This window comes from Citrobacter cronae (assembly GCF_016893685.1).
Classification (GTDB): Bacteria; Pseudomonadota; Gammaproteobacteria; order Enterobacterales; family Enterobacteriaceae; genus Citrobacter; species Citrobacter werkmanii.
This window is the reverse complement of the sequence record NZ_CP069763.1, coordinates 781,993-802,461: the sequence shown is the minus strand read 5'-3', so window position 1 is coordinate 802,461 and position 20,469 is coordinate 781,993. Positions and strand designations below refer to the sequence as shown.

Genomic DNA, 20,469 nt, shown 5'->3' with positions numbered 1-20,469 from the left:
TATGTCGCTTGCTAAAGCGTCCTTATGGACGGCGGCCAGTACGCTGGTAAAAATTGGGGCGGGTTTGCTGGTGGTGAAACTATTGGCCGTCTCCTTTGGCCCGGCAGGTGTGGGTCAGGCGGGTAATTTTCGCCAAATGGTCACCGTGCTGGGCGTGTTGGCGGGAGCTGGCATTTTCAACGGCGTCACGAAATACGTTGCGCAGCACCATGACGATCCGGCCCGACTCCGTAAGGTGGTCGGTACATCTTCCGCAATGGTGCTGGGATTCTCTACGCTGATGGCGGCGGTTTTTCTGCTGGCGGCCGCGCCGATCAGTCAGGGGTTGTTTGGCCATACGCATTATCAGGGGCTGGTTCGACTGGTTGCGCTGGTGCAGATGGGCATCGCCTGGGCTAACCTGCTGCTGGCGCTGATGAAAGGCTTCCGCGATGCGGCAGGTAACGCGCTGTCGCTGATTGTGGGTAGCCTGGTGGGCGTAGTGGCTTACTATGGCTGCTATCGCCTGGGGGGCTATGAAGGCGCCTTGCTGGGTCTGGCCCTGGTGCCTGCGCTGGTCGTTATCCCTGCCATTATTATGCTGCTTAAGCGTGGAACTATTCCGCTGCATTACCTGAAGCCCTCGTGGGACAATGGTCTGGCAGGGCAGTTAAGCAAGTTTACGCTGATGGCGGTGATTACCTCTGTAACGCTGCCTGTGGCATACGTGATGATGCGAAACCTGCTGGCGGCACAGTACAGCTGGGATGATGTGGGGATCTGGCAGGGGGTCAGCAGTATCTCCGATGCGTATCTGCAATTTATTACCGCCTCATTCAGCGTTTACTTGCTGCCGACGTTGTCGCGGCTGACAGAAAAGCATGACATTACCCGCGAGGTCATTAAGTCGCTGAAGTTCGTGCTGCCGGCGGTTGCCGCCGCGAGCTTTACGGTTTGGCTATTGCGTGATTTTGCGATCTGGCTGCTCTTTTCCGCAAAATTTACCGCCATGCGCGACCTGTTTGCCTGGCAACTGGTCGGCGATGTACTGAAAGTTGGCGCCTACGTTTTTGGTTATCTGGTGATCGCGAAAGCGTCGCTGCGGTTTTATATTTTGGCTGAAATTAGCCAGTTCATGTTATTGACGGCGTTTGCCCACTGGCTGATCCCGGCACATGGTGCTCTGGGCGCAGCGCAGGCGTATATGGCAACATACATCGTCTATTTTTCTCTTTGTTGTGGCGTGTTTTTACTCTGGCGTAGGCGGGCATGACTGTACTGATTCACGTTCTGGGATCGGATATCCCTCACCATAACCACACCGTGCTGCGGTTTTTTAACGATTCGCTGGCTGCGACGAGCGAGCACGCACGCACGTTTATGGTTGCAGGCCAGGATGCTGGGTTCAGTAAGAGCTGCCCGGCGTTATCGCTGAGTTTCTACGACGGAAAAAAGGCGCTGGCCCAGGCGGTTATTGCGAAGGCGAAAGCGGATCGCCAACAGCGCTTCTTCTTTCATGGTCAGTTCAACACCAGCCTGTGGCTGGCGCTGCTGAGTGGGGGAATTAAACCGGAGCAGTTTTACTGGCACATCTGGGGCGCGGATTTATATGAAGTTTCCAGTGGGCTGAAATTCCGCCTGTTTTACCCGATTCGTCGCATGGCGCAGAATCGCGTGGGCTGCGTGTTTGCTACGCGAGGCGATTTACGTTATTTCGCCGGGCAGCATCCGCACGTTCGCGGCGAACTGCTCTATTTCCCAACGCGGATGGATCCCTCGCTCAATAATATGAGCAGTGAAAGCCAGCGCAGCGGTAAGATGACGGTGTTGGTTGGCAACTCTGGCGATCGCAGCAATGAGCATATTGCCGCGCTACGTGCTGTTCACCAGCAGTTTGGTGACACGGTGAATGTGATCGTGCCAATGGGGTATCCGGCCAATAATACGGCCTATATCGACGAGGTTCGTCAGGCGGGTCTGGCATTATTTAGCGCGGATAATTTGCAAATATTGAGTGAAAAACTGGAGTTTGATGCCTATCTGGCACTATTGCGTCAGTGCGATCTGGGCTACTTTATTTTTGCTCGTCAGCAAGGGATCGGCACCTTATGTTTGTTGATCCAGGCCGGTATCCCGTGCGTGCTCAACCGTGAAAATCCTTTCTGGCAGGATATGGCAGAGCAAAATATCCCGGTTCTGTTTACGACAGATCAACTCAATGAAGGTCTCGTACGCGAAGCGCAGCGGCAACTGGCGTTGGTAGATAAAAATACGATCACCTTCTTTAGTCCGAATTATCTGCAGCCGTGGCATAACGCGCTGCGCATTGCTTCAGGAGAAACTAAATGAGCCTGATGCAATTCAGCGGGCTGCTGGTGGTCTGGCTGCTCTCCACTTTGTTTATCGCCACGCTGACCTGGTTTGAATTCCGCCGCGTGCGTTTTAACTTCAACGTCTTTTTCTCGTTGCTGTTTTTGCTAACGTTCTTCTTCGGATTCCCGCTGACCAGCATCCTGGTGTTTCGTTTTGATGTGGCGGTAGCGCCCCCGGAGATCCTGCTGCAGGCTTTGCTGTCAGCCGCTTGCTTCTATGCCGTTTACTACGTGACGTATAAAACGCGTTTACGTAAGCGCGTAGAGGATAAGCCGCGCAGGCCGCTATTTACCATCAATCGCGTTGAAGCCCATTTAACCTGGGTTATTCTGATGGCGATTGCGTTGGTGAGCGTGGGCGTCTTCTTTATGCACAATGGGTTCCTGCTGTTCAGACTGCAATCCTACAGCCAGATTTTTTCCAGTGAAGTCTCTGGCGTGGCGTTAAAGCGCTTCTTCTACTTCTTCATTCCGGCGATGCTGGTGGTCTACTTTCTGCGTCAGGACAGCAAAGCGTGGCTGTTCTTCCTGGTAAGCACCGTCGCGTTTGGCTTGTTGACCTATATGATTGTCGGCGGAACGCGCGCCAATATTATTATCGCGTTTGCCATCTTCCTGTTTATCGGCATTATTCGCGGTTGGATTTCGCTGTGGATGCTGGCCGCAGCAGGCGTGTTGGGCATCGTCGGTATGTTCTGGCTGGCGCTGAAACGCTACGGGATGAACGTGAGCGGTGACGAGGCGTTCTATACGTTCCTGTACCTGACGCGTGATACTTTCTCGCCGTGGGAAAACCTGGCGCTGTTGCTGCAGAACTACCACAATATTGAGTTCCAGGGGCTGGCGCCGATCGTCCGTGATTTCTACGTCTTTATCCCCACCTGGCTGTGGCCTGGGCGGCCGAGTATCGTTCTCAATTCCGCGAACTACTTTACCTGGGAAGTGTTGAACAACCACTCGGGGCTGGCGATTTCACCCACGTTAATTGGTTCGCTGGTGGTGATGGGCGGGGCACTGTTTATACCGTTAGGCGCGATTGTCGTCGGGTTAATTATTAAATGGTTCGACTGGCTATATGAATTAGGTAACCGCGAAACCAATCGCTACAAGGCGGCTATTTTGCACAGTTTCTGTTTTGGCGCCATTTTCAATATGATCGTTTTGGCACGTGAAGGACTGGATTCGTTTGTCTCGCGAGTGGTCTTTTTCCTCGTGATTTTTGGCGTTTGTCTGCTGGTGGCAAAACTGCTGTTCTGGCTATTCGATAGCGCGGGACTTATCCATAAACGAATTAAATCGCTGCCCCAGACACAGATTGAAGGATCGTAATGACGGATAACACAACTGCGCCACTCTATTCGCTGCGCGGACTACAACTGATTGGCTGGCGCGATATGCAACACGCGCTAAATTACCTGTTTGCCGAAGGACGCCTCAGGCCTGGAACGCTGGTGGCTATCAATGCCGAGAAAATGCTGACGGCAGAAGATAACCCTGAAGTGCGGGATCTGATTAACGCCGCTGAGTTCAAATATGCGGATGGTATTAGCGTGGTGCGTTCGGTGCGTAAAAAATTCCCGCAGGCTCAGATTTCACGCGTAGCGGGGGCCGATCTCTGGGAAGCGCTAATGGCGAGAGCCGGGCAGGAGGGAACGCCGGTTTTCCTGATTGGTGGCAAGCCTGAGGTTCTGGCGCAAACCGAAGCCAAATTGCGTGCGCAGTGGCATGTGAACATTGTGGGTAGCCAGGACGGTTATTTTACGCCGGAGCAGCGTCAGGCATTGTTTGAACGTATCCATGCCAGCGGTGCGCAAATTGTGACGGTAGCGATGGGATCGCCGAAACAAGAAATTTTTATGCGTGATTGCCGGAAGATCCACCCTGAAGCGCTGTATATGGGGGTAGGGGGGACCTACGACGTCTTTACCGGTCACGTTAAGCGTGCGCCTAAACTCTGGCAAAATCTGGGGCTGGAGTGGCTGTATCGCTTACTGTCACAGCCGAGCCGTATCACCCGTCAACTTCGTTTGTTGCGCTATCTCCGCTGGCACTATACCGGCAACCTCTGATGCTCTCTCCTCTGATAAGTAGCGTGATCTGCTAATCACGCTACTTATTCACAACATAATCGCTGCTTTCTCGCACAATCCATTCATTTTTTGAATGCTTTAATTGCCATTTAAGCGATTTTAGGAAACCATTCGCAACAATCATTACAGTGCCGTGGTGTTTTTGGCGCCAACCGTTAAGCGGTCGGTGCCGTATGGCCTGTTATGGAATAACAAGATGTACCCATAACGAGAACCGGTAATACCGGACAGCATGCAAACACATCAAGAGGATTTATGGCCGAGAACAAACCTGAGCTACAGCGTGGGCTGGAGGCTCGTCACATCGAATTAATTGCCCTTGGAGGCACTATTGGCGTCGGACTGTTTATGGGCGCCGCCAGTACCCTGAAATGGGCGGGGCCTTCGGTCCTGCTGGCGTATATCGTCGCGGGCCTGTTCGTCTTTTTCATTATGCGTTCCATGGGGGAGATGTTATTCCTCGAGCCGGTTGCCGGTTCATTCGCGGTTTACGCGCACCGTTACATGAGTCCCTTCTTTGGCTATCTCACCGCCTGGTCATACTGGTTTATGTGGATGGCGGTGGGGATATCAGAGATTACCGCCATCGGGGTGTACGTACAGTTCTGGTTCCCGGAAATGGCGCAATGGATACCCGCCCTGATTGCTGTCGGGCTGGTTGCGCTGGCAAACCTCGCCGCGGTTCGCCTGTATGGTGAAATTGAATTCTGGTTTGCCATGATCAAAGTGACCACCATCATTGTGATGATCGTTATTGGGTTAGGGGTCATTTTCTTCGGCTTTGGCAACGGTGGCCAGGCGATTGGCTTTGGCAACCTGACCGACCACGGCGGCTTCTTTGCCGGCGGCTGGAAGGGCTTTCTGACGGCATTGTGTATTGTCGTGGCTTCCTACCAGGGCGTAGAGCTGATCGGCATTACTGCGGGTGAGGCGAAGAACCCCCAGGTCACGCTGCGTAGCGCGGTGGGGAAGGTGCTGTGGCGTATCCTGATTTTCTACGTCGGCGCGATCTTTGTTATCGTCACTATTTTCCCGTGGAACGAGATTGGCAGCAACGGCAGCCCGTTTGTTCTCACCTTTGCCAAGATTGGTATTACCGCCGCGGCAGGGATTATTAACTTTGTGGTCCTGACGGCGGCGCTGTCTGGCTGTAACAGCGGCATGTACAGCTGTGGGCGTATGCTCTACGCGCTGGCAAAGAATCGCCAGCTACCAGCCGCTGTTGGAAAAGTCTCTCGCCATGGCGTGCCGGTTGCCGGTGTAGCGATTTCTATCGCGATCCTGCTGATTGGTTCGTGCCTGAACTACATCATTCCCAATCCGCAACGGGTGTTCGTTTATGTCTATAGCGCCAGCGTGTTGCCGGGGATGGTGCCGTGGTTTGTGATCCTGATAAGCCAGCTGCGTTTCCGTCAGGCGCATAAAGCGGCGATCGCCAGTCATCCTTTCCGCTCGATTCTGTTCCCGTGGGCGAATTATTTGACGATGGCGTTCCTGATTTGCGTATTAATCGGTATGTACTTTAATGAAGATACCCGAATGTCGCTGTTTGTTGGGATTATCTTCTTACTGGCTGTGACGCTCATTTATAAGGTTTTTGGTCTGAATCGTCATGGCACATCCCATAAATTGCGGGAATAAGCGACAAAACGCACAAACCATGACCAAACGATAATTTATTTTAAAAAAGCACTAGACAGAAGACCGAGACCTCCGTAATATCCAGCCCCGCAACGGCGCTAAGCGCCCGTAGCTCAGCTGGATAGAGCGCTGCCCTCCGGAGGCAGAGGTCTCAGGTTCGAATCCTGTCGGGCGCACCATTTAGTTAGGTGCCGGAGCTGCGGTGGTTTTAATACCGCGTAAAAGATTTGCAGTGGTGGCTATAGCTCAGTTGGTAGAGCCCTGGATTGTGATTCCAGTTGTCGTGGGTTCGAATCCCATTAGCCACCCCATTAATTTAAAGTTGTGAAATGCGAAGGTGGCGGAATTGGTAGACGCGCTAGCTTCAGGTGTTAGTGTCCTTAGGATGTGGGGGTTCGAGTCCCCCCCCTCGCACCACGACTTAAAGAATTGAACTAAAAATTCAAAAAGCAGTAAAACGGCGAGTAGCGCAGCTTGGTAGCGCAACTGGTTTGGGACCAGTGGGTCGGAGGTTCGAATCCTCTCTCGCCGACCAATTTTGAACCCCGCTTCGGCGGGGTTTTTTGTTTTCTGATTTTCCCTCCTCAGCCTTTATTCCCGCGAATTACCTGATGTCTTAAAAAGTTCGAATCCATAGTTTTTGCAGTGCAATCGTGGCATGCGTTGTGCAATAATATACGGGTAGATGCTCATTCCATCTCTTATGTTCGCCATCAGGCCTCATAAACTCAGGAATGATGCAGAGCCGTTTACGGTGCTTATCGTCCACAGACAGATGTCGCTCAGGCCTCATCAAACACCATGGACATAACGTTGAGTGAAGCACCCATTATGTTGTCATACAGACCTGTTTAACGCCTGCTCCTTACCGAGCGGGCGTTTTTTTATGCATATACACGTCATCCTTCAAGCTGCCTCTTTGTTGGCTACGTCTGCTCACCCCAGTCACTTACTTATGTAAGCTCTTGGGGATTCCCAGACTTGCCGCCTTGATGCATCTTGAATGATTTTGTGTATACAGTAGGCCCGGTAAGCGAAGCGCCACCGGGCAAGAGGGAATTACTGCGGGGGATTGTTGTTCTGCAGCGTCAACATCAGACCATCACGGCGCATGGTGGCGGCTTCTTCCGGCTGATGCAGCCTGTCCAGCGCGTCAGCAAGCCAGGCGTAGTCGTAGGCGTCCGGGCGCTGTTTGAGCGCAGCACGGAAGGCGAGCGTGGCTTCCTGCCATTCGCCATGCTTCATTAACGATTGCCCCAGCGTGCTCCACAGCAACGGGCGATCGCCAACGGCCTTAATCTGCTGGCGCAACACTTTTTCTATCTGTTCCGGGTTGTTGGTTTTTAGGCGCGGGATCGGCAGCACCAGACGGTCGTCATACTGACGTTTCAGACCGTCAATGATGACCTGCTGCGCCGTATCGTGATCGTCGCACTCAATCAGATGTTCAGCCATCGCGACCTGCAGGGCAACCTGATGACGGGTTTTACGGTTCTGGTTTTTCCACCACGTACGTAGCCCCTCACTGCCCTGATCGGCGCGAACCTGATCCATCAGACCTACCCATGCCTGTTGTTCCAGCATTGCGCGGTGCTCTTCATCACCCACGTGCGCTTTAGCCATAGATGGAATGATATCCAGTAACGAACTCCATGCGCCGGTGCGAATGTAGGCTTGCTCAGCCAGACGCAGCACTTCCGGATGACGCGGCGTCACCTCCAGCAGCTTATCTACGCTGTGGCGCGCGGCGTGATTTTCATTACGCGCCAGTTGCAGACGAACGCGAGCGATTTCTACCGGGATCGTATCATTCCCGGCCAGTTCAGCTGCACGCTCAAGGTGTTGATTCGCGCGCGCTTCATCGCCACGTTGCTGGGCCGCTTCTGCTGCCAGCAGGTAATTCACTACCGGTTGCTCAGCGTGATCGGCGTTTTTCGACATCAGCTTTTCAACCTGCTGATAATCGCCTTCCGCCAGTTTGAGCAGCGCTTGTTCAGTCTGCTTGCGGGCGCGGCGACGTTTACGGCCGACAAACCATCCGCGGGTATGCGCGCCGGTGCGGAAAATTCGGCGCAGCAGCCATTCAATCGCAAACAGGACGACCATCGCGACGATCAGGATGATCACCAGGCCCGTCACGCTGGTTTCAATGTTGTAATTATCGGTTTGGATCAGCACGTAGCCCTGATGACCGGCAATCATTGGACCAACGACGATCCCGGCAATCAACAGTACAAAGAGTAATAATACTTTTAGCATCATTATTCTCCTTGCGGCGCAGTTGCCGGGGTGTCTGCCGAAGGAGCAGGAGCGGCGGCAACCGGCGCTGTGACAGGCTGCGCCAGTAAATTACGCACGCGGGTCTGCATTAATTTGTCGAGAATAGCCTGGCTCTGCAGTGTTTCTGGCACATCCATACTGATGCTTTGTTGGCTCAACTGGTCTACCTCTTCCAGGAAAGCTTTGGTGGTTGCATCGTCGGTGTCGTAGTAGGCGCGTACCCAGGTAGAGACATTTTCCAGCGCCTGGCGGTATGTCTCTTCCTGATGACGCGGTACGGCCTGAGCGGCGACTAACAGGCGAGAACGAATGTTCTCACGTAAGTAAACGTCCTGGTTCGGCGCCAGCAGCGGGACGGCGGTTTCATCTCGACGGCGAACAGTGATAAAGCTGTCCATAAAATTCTGCCAGCTTTTTTGCAGGTTGACGCGCCATTCACTAATTGAGCTGGACAGCTCGCTGCTGTCGGAGTCCATCGGTGAATCGTCGGTGTCGTTGTCGGCCAGACGCAGGTTATCAATCTGGTTAGAGAGCTGATTCACTTTCAGGATAATGCCGTCATAGTCGACCTGAGTTACCGCGGAGAGGCTCGCGATGTCGTCAGTAATCGCGCGACGGGCGGCAATTAAGCTCGGGTCGTTCATATCCGCCAGACTGGCGTCGGCGCTTTTCAGCAGCGCCGCGGCGGTGGTAACGTCCTGATCGCTCCATAATTTACGACCAGCCAGTTTTACCAGAAAATCAGCCTGCGCCAGCAGCCATGTTCCAGCATCGCTGCCGGAGATAGTGGCGACTTTTTGCTGTACTTCATCAAGCTGTTTGACCAGCGCGGCTTGCTGGCGAGTGGCTTCATCAAGCTGCGTTGCCTGCTGTTTAATGATGCCTTCCAGCTCAGCTTTTTGGCTTTCTTGCGCTTTTTGCAGCGCCGTCAACTGGTTCGCCAGCGCATCGCTGGTTGCCGTCTGCGTTGTTGCCTGCTGTTTCCCCCAGCCATACAGACCCACACCTGCTGCCAGCGCAATAGCAATCGCCACCGCGCTCAGAATCAGCGCCGTGCTGTTGTTACCCTTTTTTTCAGTATTGACTGGCTGTGCTGTGGTTTCCACGGCCTCCCTGGTCTCTTCAACCACGGCGGAGGATTTTTCTTGTTCCGTCATTATGGCATCCCATTATGAGAGTTATTGTAATGCGCGTAGTAGCGCATCGTTGTCGGCGTTATCAGCGACCTTAATATCTTGCCAGCCCAGTTCCCGGGCGAGGTGCGCCAGACGCTCACTGACGACTAGCAGCCGACAGCGTAGTAACCAGTGCTCACGATACCACTGCGGAATGAGCGACCAGAGCTGTTGTAACATCTCACCGCTGGTGACCACCACCGTGGTCACGCCGCGAGATTGCCAGCGCATTGCTTCTTCCGCACCATCGTAATTTTTTGCACTGCGTTGATAACATTCACAAAAATCAACATCGGCTCCGCGCGCCGTCAGGGTTTCACCTATCAGTTCCCGACCGCCGTTACCGCGTAAAATAAGCGCGCGTTTTCCCGCAATATTTTGTAATTCAGGTAATTGTAGCAAGACTTCGCTGATTTCCCGATCCAGAGGATAGTGAATATTGCAGCCGCTAACAGTATGCAGTGCCAGCGCCGTTGTACGACCAATGGCAAAATAATGCGGAAGGGAAGGCCAGCTTTTCCCTTGTTGCTGAAGTTCGGCATCGGCAAAGGTGACAGCGTGCTGCGAGAGGGCAAAAACCAGATCGTTATCCGTCAGCGCCGACAGTCGGGAGGCGAGTGTTGCCAGTTCCCGACCCGGGGAAAACTCGATGAGCGGAAAACTCCAGGCCACCTGCCCCAGTGTGCGCAGACGGCTCACTAACTCTTCCCCTGCGGGAGACGGGCGGGTGACCAGAATACTCATGCGGGTGCTTCTCCGTTATAAACTTCAGCCAGAATGGCGCGTGCACCATTCTCCAGGAGCTCTTCTGCCAGAGAGATGCCCATCTGTTCAGCATCCTGCGCGGCGCCACGGCGTTCCCCGCATACCATCTGCGATCCGTCAGGCGCGCCGACCAGCGCGCGTAGCCAAATCTCACCGTTGATGAGTTCGGCATAACTGCCGATAGGCACCTGACATCCCCCTTCGAGGCGAGTGTTCATGGCGCGTTCGGCTGTTACGCGTAGCGCGGTCTCTTCGTGGTTGAGCGGCGCTAACAACGCCTGAGTACGCATATCGTCCAGTCGGCACTCTATGCCGACGGCGCCTTGCCCGACTGCGGGCAGGGAGACTTCCGGCGGCAGTGCGGTACGGACTCGCGACTCAAGCCCTAAACGTTTTAACCCGGCGACCGCCAGGATAATGGCGTCGTAATCGCCGTTATCCAGTTTGCCGAGACGCGTACCGACGTTGCCGCGCAGCGAACGGATGACGAGATCCGGGCGACGCTTTGCCAACTGGCACTGGCGACGCAAACTGGATGTCCCGACAATGCTACCTGCGGGAAGGTCATCCAACGTGTTGTACTTATTTGAGACGAAAGCATCACGCGGATCCTCTCGCTCGCAAATGGTGACCAGTCCAAGACCGTCAGGGAATTCAACCGGCACATCCTTCATGGAATGCACGGCGATATCGGCGCGTTTTTCCAGCAGCGCGACTTCCAGCTCTTTAACAAACAACCCTTTCCCTCCGACCTTTGCCAGCGGGGTATCAAGGATCACATCGCCACGGGTTACCATAGGAACCAGTTCCACGATCAGACCGGGGTGATTTGCCATTAAGGCGTCTTTGACATAATGTGCCTGCCAGAGCGCAAGGGGGCTTTGGCGTGTGGCAATTCTCAAAACATTGTCTAACATGCTTGTTACCGTCATTATCAATCATTGACCATCCTAACATCCTTATCAAAGGGATGTCAGCGTTACGCTCAAACGTAAGTGAGAGGAAAAGCTGCTGCATCATCAGTGGCAGTGAATAATGACGAGAAACCTTCCGACCGTATGAAGGAATTTACACGTAACGAACGGTGCTACACTTGTATGTAGCGCATCTTTCTTTACGGTCAATGAGCAAGGTGTTAAATTGATCACGTTTTAGACCATTTTTTCGGCTGTACCGCACAAAAAAATACGGGCGAAAAACAGGTAACGGTTATTTTTGACATACGGTTTATCCGAATTGATGACGATTATTGTGAGCGCTTGCGCCGCAGTAATCGACAACATGACGGATAGCAACATCAGGCGATACGTCTTGTACCTCTATATTGAGACTCTGAAACAGAGACTGGATGCCATAAATCAACTGCGTGTGGATCGCGCGCTTGCTGCCATGGGACCTGCTTTCCAGCAGGTATACAGTCTGCTGCCGACATTATTGCACTACCACCACCCTCTGATGCCGGGTTACCTCGATGGTAACGTTCCCAAAGGCATATGCTTTTACACGCCTGATGAAACCCAACGCCACTACCTCAACGAACTCGAACTGTACCGCGGTATGTCACCGCAGGAACCTCCCAAGGGCGAACTGCCGATCACCGGCGTCTACTCAATGGGCAGCACCTCTTCGGTAGGGCAAAGCTGTTCTTCCGACCTCGATATCTGGGTCTGCCACCAATCCTGGCTGGATAGCGAAGAGCGCCAGCTGTTGCAGCGTAAATGTAGCCTGCTCGAAAGCTGGGCCGCTTCGCTGGGCGTGGAAGTCAGTTTCTTCCTGATTGATGAAAACCGTTTCCGTCACAATGAAAGCGGCAGTCTTGGTGGTGAAGACTGTGGCTCGACGCAGCATATCCTGTTGCTTGATGAATTCTATCGCACCGCTGTGCGCCTCGCGGGCAAACGTATTCTGTGGAATATGGTGCCGGGCGACGAAGAAGAGCATTACGACGATTACGTCATGAAGCTCTACGCGCAGGGCGTATTAACGCCAAACGAATGGCTGGATCTCGGCGGACTCAGTTCGCTCTCCGCCGAAGAGTACTTTGGCGCCAGCCTCTGGCAGTTATACAAAAGTATCGATTCCCCGTACAAAGCGGTGCTGAAGACGCTGCTGCTGGAAGCCTACTCCTGGGAATATCCCAATCCTCGCCTGTTGGCGAAAGACATTAAACAACGCCTGCACGATGGCGAGATCGTCTCTTTTGGTCTCGATCCCTACTGCATGATGCTGGAGCGCGTGACCGAATATCTCACGGCGATCGAAGACCCGACGCGCCTGGATTTAGTGCGTCGATGTTTCTACTTAAAAGTGTGTGAGAAACTGAGCCGCGAGCGCGCCTGCGTGGGCTGGCGTCGTGAAGTATTAAGCCAGTTAGTGCAAGAATGGGGCTGGGACGAAGCCCGTCTGACAATGCTGGATAACCGCGCTAACTGGAAGATTGATCAGGTACGTGAAGCGCATAACGAACTGCTTGATGCGATGATGCAGAGCTATCGTAATCTGATCCGCTTTGCGCGGCGCAATAACCTCAGCGTTAGCGCCAGTCCGCAGGATATCGGCGTGCTGACCCGTAAGCTGTATGCCGCGTTTGAAGCGTTGCCGGGTAAGGTAACGCTGGTGAACCCGCAAATATCTCCGGACCTCTCAGAACCGAACCTGACCTTTATCCATGTGCCGCCGGGCCGCGCCAATCGTTCGGGTTGGTATCTCTACAACCGCGCGCCAAATATGGATTCGATCATCAGCCATCAGCCGCTGGAATATAACCGCTACCTCAACAAGCTGGTGGCGTGGGCCTGGTTCAACGGTCTGCTGACATCGCGTACGCATTTGTTTATTAAGGGCAACGGTATTGTTGATTTGCCGAAGCTGCAGGAAATGGTCGCCGATGTATCGCACCACTTCCCGCTGCGCCTGCCGGCACCAACGCCGAAAGCGCTCTACAGCCCGTGCGAAATTCGCCATCTGGCGATTATCGTTAACCTTGAATATGACCCGACGACCGCATTCCGTAATCAGGTGGTGCATTTTGATTTCCGTAAGCTGGACGTCTTCAGCTTTGGCGAAGAGCAAAATTGCCTGGTAGGGAGCGTCGACCTGCTGTACCGCAACTCGTGGAATGAAGTACGTACGCTGCACTTCAACGGCGAGCAGGCGATGATTGAAGCGTTAAAAACGATTCTGGGCAAAATGCACCAGGATGCCGCGCCGCCGGATAGCGTCGAAGTGTTCTGCTACAGCCAGCATCTGCGTGGATTAATCCGTACCCGCGTGCAGCAACTGGTTTCTGAGTGTATCGAGCTGCGCCTTTCCAGTACCCGCCAGGAAACCGGGCGTTTCAAAGCGCTGCGCGTGTCTGGTCAGACGTGGGGACTGTTCTTCGAGCGTCTGAACGTATCGGTACAGAAACTGGAAAACGCCATCGAATTCTATGGGGCGATTTCACACAACAAACTGCACGGCCTTTCCGTCCAGGTTGAAACGAACCACGTGAAACTCCCGTCGGTGGTGGACGGTTTTGCCAGTGAAGGGATCATTCAGTTCTTTTTCGAAGAAACGGGCGATGAGCAGGGCTTTAATATTTATATACTGGATGAGAGTAACCGTGCGGAGGTGTATCACCACTGCGAGGGAAGCAAAGAAGAGCTGGTACGTGATGTCAGCCGCTTCTATTCATCGTCGCACGATCGCTTTACCTACGGCTCCAGCTTCATCAACTTTAACCTGCCGCAGTTCTATCAGATTGTGAAAACCGACGGACGTGCGCAGGTGATTCCGTTCCGTACCCAGCCGCTCAACCCAGTCCCGCCAGCTAATCAGGATAACGACACGCCGATGTTGCAGCAGTATTTCTCCTGAGGCTTTTCGCCCGGTGGCGGCTACGCCTTACCGGGCCTACTGTAGGCCGGATAAGCAAAGCGTATCCGGCAAAAAATCAACGGAAGCTCACCTCTTCACCCGACTGCTGCGTTGCCGCCTGCTCCAGCAAATCCCAGAACGTTTCGCCGCTACGGTCGCAGATCCACTCGTCGCCTTTCAGGTCAAAGTGGTAGCCGCCTTGTTTGGTTGCCAGCCACACCTGGTGTAGCGGCTCCTGACGGTTAATAATGATTTTGCTGCCGTTTTCGAAGCTGATGGTCAGCACGCCGCCGTTGATCTCACAATCGATATCGCTGTCGCCGTCCCAGTCATCCAGACGCTCCTCAATGGTCATCCACAGGGTGTCGGCAAGGCGATGAAATTCACTGTCGTTCATTTTCTTATCCTGTTTTTCGTGATGACGGCAGTATAACCTGAAACAAAACGCGTTGCAGATTACAGGCTAACTCTTGCTTTTACGCCTTCTCCTGCGATGATAGAAAACAGAAAGCATGAACTTTACAGGCAATCCATAATGAAAAACGTGTTAAAGCCACTCGCTGTCATTTTAACTCTGTTCAGCCTGACGGGCTGTGGGCTAAAAGGCCCGCTCTATTTCCCGCCAGCAGATAAAACCGCGCCGCCTCCGACCAAGAGCGTTCAGCCGCAATCGCAATCCACCACGCCCGAGAAAAACGATCGTGGGATCAGCGACGGCCCTTCTCAGGTGAATTACTGACGGCAGGAATAGATTTACATTTCTGTACCCGCGTGAACGGAGTGAATGATGCAATTCTCTAAAATGCATGGCCTTGGCAACGATTTTATGGTCGTCGACGCGGTAACGCAGAATGTCTTTTTCTCACCAGAGCTGATCCGCCGCCTGTCCGACAGGCATCTCGGCGTTGGGTTTGATCAGTTGCTGGTGGTTGAACCTCCGTATGATCCGGAGCTGGATTTCCACTACCGTATTTTTAATGCCGACGGCAGTGAAGTGTCACAGTGTGGCAATGGCGCCCGTTGTTTTGCTCGCTTTGTTCGCCTGAAAGGGCTGACCAATAAACGTGATATTCGCGTCAGTACCGCGAATGGTCGTATGGTGTTAACCGTAACCGACGACGAACTGGTGCGGGTGAATATGGGGGAACCCAACTTTGAACCTTCGCAGGTTCCGTTTCGCGCCAACAAAGCAGAGAAGACCTATATTATGCGCGCGGCCGAACAGACAATATTGTGCGGCGTGGTTTCAATGGGGAACCCGCACTGCGTGATTCAGGTTGATGATGTTGATACGGCCACGGTGGAAACGCTGGGACCGGTGCTGGAAAGCCATGAACGCTTTCCTGAACGCGCCAACATCGGCTTTATGCAGGTGGTAAAGCGCGAGCATATCCGGCTGCGCGTCTACGAGCGCGGGGCGGGCGAAACGCAGGCCTGCGGCAGCGGTGCGTGCGCCGCTGTTGCGGTAGGTATTCAGCAGGGCCTGCTGGCAGAAGAGGTGAGGGTGGAGTTACCTGGCGGTCGACTTGATATCGCCTGGAAAGGTCCGGGTCATCCGCTGTATATGACTGGCCCGGCGGCACATGTCTACGACGGATTTATTCACTTATGAAGCAACCAGGGGAAGAACTACAGGAAACGCTCATGGAGCTCGACGATCGGGCGGTCGTCGATTACCTGCAACGTAATCCTGAGTTTTTTATCCGTAATGCCCGGGCAGTTGAAGCGATGCGCGTCCCACACCCTGTGCGGGGCACGATCTCTTTAGTTGAATGGCATATGGCGCGGGCACGTAATCATATTAATGTGCTTGAAGAGAACATGGCGTTATTGATGGAACAAGCCAACGCCAATGAAAGCCTGTTCTATCGTCTGCTAAATCTGCAAAGTCGCCTGGTGTCGGCCAGCAGTCTTGACGATATGCTGATGCGATTTCATCGCTGGGCGCGTGAGCTGGGGCTGGCCGGCGCGACGGTGCGTCTGTTTCCGGACCGGTGGCGACTTGGCGCGCCATCCAAATTTACGCATCTGGCATTAAGCCGTCAGGCCTTTGAACCGTTGCGTATTCAGCGTCTGGGGCAGTCGCAGCACTATCTTGGGCCACTCAATGGTCCGGAATTACTGGTTATGATGCCGGAGGCGAAAGCGATAGGCTCGGTGGCGATGTCGATGCTGGGGCAAGATGGTTCCCTGGGCGTGATGCTATTCAGCAGCCGTGACGTTAACCATTACCAGCAGGGGCAAGGTACACAATTACTGCAAGAAATCTCGCTGATGTTGCCGGAGCTGCTGGAGCGCTGGATTGAACGCGTATGACCGATTCACCCCTTTCTCAGGATGTGGCGCGCTTTTTGCGCTATCTGGGCGTTGAGCGCCAGCTTAGCCCTATCACGCTACTCAATTATCAGCGTCAGCTTGATGCCATCATCGCGTTAGCCGGAGAAACCGGTCTGCAAAGCTGGCAACAATGTGACGCTGCAATGGTACGCAGCTTTGCTGTGCGCAGCCGTCGTAAAGGGCTGGGAGCGGCGAGTCTGGCATTGCGTCTCTCTGCATTACGCAGTTTTTTCGACTGGCTGGTTAATCAGGGCGAGCTGAAAGCCAACCCGGCAAAAAGCGTTTCCGCGCCGAAAGCGCCACGCCACTTACCTAAAAATATCGACGTCGATGATGTTAATCGTCTGCTGGATATCGATCTCAACGATCCCCTTGCCGTGCGCGACCGGGCGATGCTGGAAGTGATGTACGGCGCGGGACTACGTTTATCTGAACTGGTTGGGCTGGATATTAAACATCTCGATCTCGACACCGGCGAAGTGTGGGTGATGGGCAAGGGCAGTAAAGAACGTCGTCTGCCGATCGGCCGCAATGCGGTGGCGTGGATTGAGCACTGGCTGGATCTGCGCGGTTTATTTGGCGGGGATGACGATGCGTTGTTCCTGTCTAAACTGGGCAAGCGCATCTCTGCGCGTAACGTGCAGAAACGCTTTGCGGAATGGGGTATCAAACAGGGGCTGAACAGCCACGTCCATCCCCACAAATTGCGCCACTCTTTTGCGACGCATATGCTGGAGTCGAGCGGCGATCTGCGCGGAGTGCAGGAGTTATTGGGTCATGCCAATCTCTCCACTACTCAAATCTATACCCATCTTGATTTTCAACACCTGGCTTCAGTGTACGATGCGGCGCATCCGCGCGCCAAACGGGGGAAATAATGCGTTTTTACCGGCCTTTGGGGCGTATTTCTGCGCTCACCTTTGACCTTGATGACACCCTTTACGATAACCGTCCCGTTATCACACGTACCGAGCAGGAAGCGCTCGCGTTTGTACAGAATTATCATCCGGCGTTGAATTCGCTGCAAAATAGCGACCTGCAGCGCTTACGTCAGGCCGTTCGTGACGCCGAGCCGGAAATCTACCACGACGTTACCCAATGGCGTCACCGCGCCGTAGAACGCGCTATGCTGGAGGCTGGTCTGTCAGCGGCAGAAGCCTTGATGGGGGCGAATGCGGCGATGATGAATTTCGCCAAATGGCGTAGCCGCATTGATGTTCCGCAGGCGACACATGACACGCTGAAGGCGCTGGCCCGCAAATGGCCGCTGGTGGCGATCACCAATGGTAACGCGCAGCCGGAACTGTTTGGTCTGGGTGATTATTTTGAGTTTGTGCTGCGCGCCGGTCCCGACGGGCGCTCAAAACCGTTCAGCGACATGTACGTGCTGGCGGCGGAAAAACTGAAAATGCCGGTAGGTGAAATTCTGCATGTGGGTGATGACCTGACGACAGACGTTGCAGGCGCTATTCGTTGTGGTATGCAGGCTTGCTGGATCAAACCGGAAAATGCCGACCTGATGCAAACCGCAGACAGCCGTTTGCTGCCGCATATTGAAATTTCACAGTTGGCATCTCTGACCTCGCTGATATAATCACCAGCAGAACTCTGTATATATACCCAGCTTTTTGGCGGATGGCGCTACGCTTCTCCGCCTTACCTACTTTTACGCGGCGGTGCCAATGGACGTTTCTTACCTGCTCGACAGCCTTAATGATAAACAGCGTGAAGCGGTGGCCGCGCCACGCAGCAACATGCTGGTTCTGGCAGGCGCGGGGAGTGGTAAAACTCGCGTACTGGTGCACCGTATCGCCTGGTTACTGACGGTAGAGAACAACTCGCCGTACTCCATTATGGCGGTGACCTTTACCAACAAAGCGGCGGCGGAAATGCGCCACCGTATTGGTCAGATCATGGGAACCAGCCAGGGCGGAATGTGGGTGGGGACCTTCCACGGCCTGGCGCACCGTCTGTTGCGCGCGCACCATATGGATGCCAACCTGCCGCAGGATTTCCAGATCCTCGACAGCGAGGACCAACTGCGTCTGCTCAAGCGCCTGATCAAAGCGATGAACCTTGACGAAAAGCAGTGGCCGCCGCGTCAGGCAATGTGGTTTATCAACAGCCAGAAAGATGAAGGGCTGCGCCCGCACCATCTGCAAAGCTACGGCAACCCGGTCGAACAGACCTGGCAGAAGGTCTATCAGGCTTATCAGGAAGCCTGCGATCGCGCGGGGCTGGTGGATTTCGCCGAACTGCTGCTGCGCGCCCATGAACTGTGGCTCAACAAGCCGCACATTCTGCAGCACTACCGCGAACGCTTTACCAATATCCTGGTGGACGAATTCCAGGATACCAACAACATTCAGTACGCCTGGATCCGTCTGCTGGCGGGCGACACCGGCAAGGTGATGATCGTGGGCGATGATGACCAGTCGATCTACGGCTGGCGCGGCGCGCAGGTGGAGAACATTCAGCGCTTCCTCAACGATTTCCCGGGCGCAGAAACCATTCGTCTGGAGCAGAACTACCGTTCGACCAACAATATTCTTAGCGCAGCTAACGCCCTGATTGAAAATAACAACGGACGCCTGGGTAAAAAACTGTGGACCGACGGCGTCGACGGCGAGCCGATCTCGCTGTACTGCGCGTTCAACGAACTTGATGAAGCGCGCTTCGTGGTCAATCGCATCAAAACCTGGCAGGACAACGGCGGCGCGCTGGAACAGTGCGCGATTCTGTATCGTAGCAACGCCCAGTCACGCGTGTTGGAAGAAGCCTTACTACAGGCCAGCATGCCGTATCGTATCTATGGCGGTATGCGCTTCTTTGAACGTCAGGAAATTAAAGACGCGCTCTCCTACCTGCGTCTGATCGCTAACCGCAATGACGATGCCGCGTTTGAGCGTGTGGTGAATACACCAACGCGCGGGATTGGCGATCGTACTTTAGATGTCGTGCGCCAGACTTCCCGTGACCGCCAGCTAACGCTGTGGCAGGCCTGTCGTGAACTGCTGCAGGAAAAAGCCCTGGCCGGTCGCGCCGCCAGCGCCTTACAGCGCTTTATGGAACTGATTGACGCGCTGGCGCAAGAGACCGCTGATATGCCTCTGCACGTGCAGACTGACCGGGTGATTAAAGATTCCGGCCTGCGCATGATGTACGAGCAGGAAAAAGGCGAGAAGGGTCAGACGCGTATCGAAAACTTAGACGAACTGGTGACGGCAACGCGCCAGTTCAGCTACAACGAAGAAGACGAAGACTTAATGCCGCTGCAGGCGTTCCTCTCCCACGCCGCGCTGGAAGCAGGCGAAGGGCAAGCGGATACCTGGCAGGACGCGGTACAACTGATGACCCTGCACTCGGCGAAAGGGCTGGAGTTCCCGCAGGTATTTATTGTGGGTATGGAAGAAGGCATGTTCCCGAGCCAGATGTCGCTGGATGAAGGCGGCCGTCTCGAAGAAGAACGTCGCCTGGCCTATGTTGGCGTCACCCGCGCGATGCAGAAACTGACGCTCACCTACGCCGAAACGCGTCGTTTGTACGGTAAAGAGGTTTACCATCGTCCGTCGCGCTTTATCGGCGAACTGCCGGAAGCGTGCGTTGAAGAGGTGCGTCTGCGCGCCACGGTTAGCCGTCCGGTGAGCCATCAGCGGATGGGCACGCCAATGGCGGAAAACGATACCGGCTACAAACTTGGCCAGCGGGTACGCCACGCGAAGTTCGGCGAGGGCACCATCGTCAACCTCGAAGGTAGCGGTGAGCACAGTCGTTTGCAGGTCGCGTTCCAGGGGCAGGGCATTAAATGGCTGGTGGCGGCTTACGCCAGACTGGAAACGGTGTGATCGCCTGATGTCGTTGCGCGTATCAGATCTACTGACCGGGTAACATTTTGATTTGTAGGCCGGATAAGGCGAAGCCGCCATTCGGCTATCTGCCGGTTAATATTCTGAAATCATAGATAAATAATTC

At 54.3% G+C, this 20,469-nt stretch carries 17 protein-coding genes and 4 tRNA genes; 16 read left to right on the top strand and 5 right to left on the bottom strand.

All coding sequences use genetic code 11. The annotated features are described in order from the left end of the window. The first annotated feature begins 1 nt into the window (after nt 1). The 9 genes from wzxE (at nt 2) to JSN25_RS03385 (ending at nt 6,617) form a co-directional block, all read left to right on the top strand. A complete protein-coding gene (gene wzxE / locus JSN25_RS03425) occupies nt 2-1,252 on the top strand; it encodes a lipid III flippase WzxE (RefSeq protein WP_159122113.1) in 1,251 nt (416 codons plus the stop codon). Further along, nucleotides 1,249-2,328 (top strand): TDP-N-acetylfucosamine:lipid II N-acetylfucosaminyltransferase, encoded by a 1,080-nt coding sequence (locus JSN25_RS03420; protein ID WP_159122114.1) that lies wholly within the window; start codon nt 1,249-1,251, stop codon nt 2,326-2,328. Before wzxE ends, JSN25_RS03420 begins: the two co-directional genes overlap by 4 nt. After that, on the top strand, nt 2,325-3,680 hold the full coding sequence (gene wzyE, locus JSN25_RS03415; protein ID WP_199951744.1) for an ECA oligosaccharide polymerase: 1,356 nt from the start codon (nt 2,325-2,327) through the stop codon (nt 3,678-3,680). The genes JSN25_RS03420 and wzyE overlap by 4 nt, the downstream gene beginning before the upstream one ends. Continuing rightward, nucleotides 3,680-4,420: a lipopolysaccharide N-acetylmannosaminouronosyltransferase gene (gene wecG / locus JSN25_RS03410; RefSeq protein ID WP_069325088.1), complete on the top strand. Its 741-nt coding sequence runs from the start codon at nt 3,680-3,682 to the stop codon at nt 4,418-4,420. The genes wzyE and wecG overlap by 1 nt, the downstream gene beginning before the upstream one ends. Nucleotides 4,421-4,696: 276 nt before the next feature. After that, nucleotides 4,697-6,082: a bifunctional threonine/serine APC transporter ThrP gene (gene thrP, locus JSN25_RS03405; RefSeq protein ID WP_204525440.1), complete on the top strand. Its 1,386-nt coding sequence runs from the start codon at nt 4,697-4,699 to the stop codon at nt 6,080-6,082. Nucleotides 6,083-6,184: 102 nt separating this feature from the next. Next, nucleotides 6,185-6,261: transfer RNA gene (locus tag JSN25_RS03400), tRNA-Arg, on the top strand. A 56-nt stretch (nt 6,262-6,317) separates the two neighbouring features. Then, nucleotides 6,318-6,393: transfer RNA gene (locus tag JSN25_RS03395), tRNA-His, on the top strand. A gap of 20 nt (nt 6,394-6,413) precedes the next feature. Continuing rightward, nucleotides 6,414-6,499, top strand: a tRNA-Leu gene (locus JSN25_RS03390). Between the two features lie 41 nt (nt 6,500-6,540). Then, nucleotides 6,541-6,617, top strand: a tRNA-Pro gene (locus JSN25_RS03385). A gap of 524 nt (nt 6,618-7,141) precedes the next feature. Here the strand turns inward: JSN25_RS03385 and hemY are convergent. The 4 genes from hemY to hemC are packed head-to-tail and all read right to left on the bottom strand — an operon-like array spanning nt 7,142 to nt 11,219. Then, nucleotides 7,142-8,341, bottom strand: a complete 1,200-nt coding sequence (gene hemY / locus JSN25_RS03380; protein WP_038634530.1) for a protoheme IX biogenesis protein HemY — start codon at nt 8,339-8,341, stop codon at nt 7,142-7,144. A 2-nt stretch (nt 8,342-8,343) separates the two neighbouring features. After that, nucleotides 8,344-9,519 carry a uroporphyrinogen-III C-methyltransferase gene (gene hemX, locus JSN25_RS03375; RefSeq protein ID WP_038634526.1) on the bottom strand — a complete coding sequence of 392 codons (1,176 nt, stop codon included), beginning with the start codon at nt 9,517-9,519 and terminating at the stop codon, nt 8,344-8,346. Nucleotides 9,520-9,540: 21 nt separating this feature from the next. After that, nucleotides 9,541-10,281, bottom strand: a complete 741-nt coding sequence (gene hemD / locus JSN25_RS03370) for a uroporphyrinogen-III synthase (RefSeq protein ID WP_042314019.1) — start codon at nt 10,279-10,281, stop codon at nt 9,541-9,543. Beyond that, nucleotides 10,278-11,219, bottom strand: a complete 942-nt coding sequence (gene hemC / locus JSN25_RS03365) for a hydroxymethylbilane synthase (protein WP_038634520.1) — start codon at nt 11,217-11,219, stop codon at nt 10,278-10,280. Before hemC ends, hemD begins: the two co-directional genes overlap by 4 nt. Nucleotides 11,220-11,613: 394 nt before the next feature. Between hemC and cyaA the strand changes: the two genes are divergently transcribed. Then, a complete protein-coding gene (cyaA, locus tag JSN25_RS03360; RefSeq protein WP_038634518.1) occupies nt 11,614-14,160 on the top strand; it encodes a class I adenylate cyclase in 2,547 nt (848 codons plus the stop codon). Between the two features lie 76 nt (nt 14,161-14,236). On the opposite strand, the gene cyaY is transcribed toward cyaA, so the two are convergent. Beyond that, complete coding sequence (gene cyaY, locus JSN25_RS03355; protein WP_038634515.1) at nt 14,237-14,557, bottom strand: iron donor protein CyaY; 321 nt, start codon at nt 14,555-14,557, stop codon at nt 14,237-14,239. A 138-nt stretch (nt 14,558-14,695) separates the two neighbouring features. On the opposite strand from cyaY, the gene lptM reads away from it, so the two are divergent. The 6 genes from lptM (at nt 14,696) to uvrD (ending at nt 20,342) form a co-directional block, all read left to right on the top strand. Next, entirely contained in the window at nt 14,696-14,899 is a 204-nt protein-coding gene (lptM, locus tag JSN25_RS03350) for an LPS translocon maturation chaperone LptM (protein ID WP_032940199.1), read from the top strand. A 48-nt stretch (nt 14,900-14,947) separates the two neighbouring features. Further along, nucleotides 14,948-15,772, top strand: coding sequence for a diaminopimelate epimerase (gene dapF / locus JSN25_RS03345; protein ID WP_038634512.1), 825 nt, complete (start codon nt 14,948-14,950; stop codon nt 15,770-15,772). Continuing rightward, entirely contained in the window at nt 15,769-16,476 is a 708-nt protein-coding gene (locus tag JSN25_RS03340) for a DUF484 domain-containing protein (protein ID WP_038634510.1), read from the top strand. Before dapF ends, JSN25_RS03340 begins: the two co-directional genes overlap by 4 nt. Then, nucleotides 16,473-17,375: a tyrosine recombinase XerC gene (xerC, locus tag JSN25_RS03335; RefSeq protein ID WP_038634507.1), complete on the top strand. Its 903-nt coding sequence runs from the start codon at nt 16,473-16,475 to the stop codon at nt 17,373-17,375. Before JSN25_RS03340 ends, xerC begins: the two co-directional genes overlap by 4 nt. After that, nucleotides 17,375-18,091: a 5-amino-6-(5-phospho-D-ribitylamino)uracil phosphatase YigB gene (yigB, locus tag JSN25_RS03330; protein ID WP_174331079.1), complete on the top strand. Its 717-nt coding sequence runs from the start codon at nt 17,375-17,377 to the stop codon at nt 18,089-18,091. The genes xerC and yigB overlap by 1 nt, the downstream gene beginning before the upstream one ends. Nucleotides 18,092-18,179: 88 nt before the next feature. After that, nucleotides 18,180-20,342 (top strand): DNA helicase II, encoded by a 2,163-nt coding sequence (gene uvrD, locus JSN25_RS03325; protein WP_038634502.1) that lies wholly within the window; start codon nt 18,180-18,182, stop codon nt 20,340-20,342. The last annotated feature ends 127 nt before the right edge of the window (nt 20,343-20,469 follow it).

Excerpts from the sequence above, each read along its gene's own strand:
- uvrD (WP_038634502.1), top strand. The coding sequence starts at position 18,180 with ATGGACGTTTCTTACCTGCTCGACAGCCTTAATGATAAACAGCGTGAA.
- lptM (WP_032940199.1), top strand. The coding sequence starts at position 14,696 with ATGAAAAACGTGTTAAAGCCACTCGCTGTCATTTTAACTCTGTTCAGC.
- hemC (WP_038634520.1), bottom strand. The coding sequence starts at position 11,219 with ATGTTAGACAATGTTTTGAGAATTGCCACACGCCAAAGCCCCCTTGCG.
- dapF (WP_038634512.1), top strand. The coding sequence starts at position 14,948 with ATGCAATTCTCTAAAATGCATGGCCTTGGCAACGATTTTATGGTCGTC.
- thrP (WP_204525440.1), top strand. The coding sequence starts at position 4,697 with ATGGCCGAGAACAAACCTGAGCTACAGCGTGGGCTGGAGGCTCGTCAC.
- hemY (WP_038634530.1), bottom strand. The coding sequence starts at position 8,341 with ATGCTAAAAGTATTATTACTCTTTGTACTGTTGATTGCCGGGATCGTC.
- JSN25_RS03340 (WP_038634510.1), top strand. The coding sequence starts at position 15,769 with ATGAAGCAACCAGGGGAAGAACTACAGGAAACGCTCATGGAGCTCGAC.
- hemX (WP_038634526.1), bottom strand. The coding sequence starts at position 9,519 with ATGACGGAACAAGAAAAATCCTCCGCCGTGGTTGAAGAGACCAGGGAG.
- yigB (WP_174331079.1), top strand. The coding sequence starts at position 17,375 with ATGCGTTTTTACCGGCCTTTGGGGCGTATTTCTGCGCTCACCTTTGAC.
- wecG (WP_069325088.1), top strand. The coding sequence starts at position 3,680 with ATGACGGATAACACAACTGCGCCACTCTATTCGCTGCGCGGACTACAA.
- hemD (WP_042314019.1), bottom strand. The coding sequence starts at position 10,281 with ATGAGTATTCTGGTCACCCGCCCGTCTCCCGCAGGGGAAGAGTTAGTG.
- xerC (WP_038634507.1), top strand. The coding sequence starts at position 16,473 with ATGACCGATTCACCCCTTTCTCAGGATGTGGCGCGCTTTTTGCGCTAT.
- wzxE (WP_159122113.1), top strand. The coding sequence starts at position 2 with ATGTCGCTTGCTAAAGCGTCCTTATGGACGGCGGCCAGTACGCTGGTA.
- wzyE (WP_199951744.1), top strand. The coding sequence starts at position 2,325 with ATGAGCCTGATGCAATTCAGCGGGCTGCTGGTGGTCTGGCTGCTCTCC.
- JSN25_RS03420 (WP_159122114.1), top strand. The coding sequence starts at position 1,249 with ATGACTGTACTGATTCACGTTCTGGGATCGGATATCCCTCACCATAAC.
- cyaY (WP_038634515.1), bottom strand. The coding sequence starts at position 14,557 with ATGAACGACAGTGAATTTCATCGCCTTGCCGACACCCTGTGGATGACC.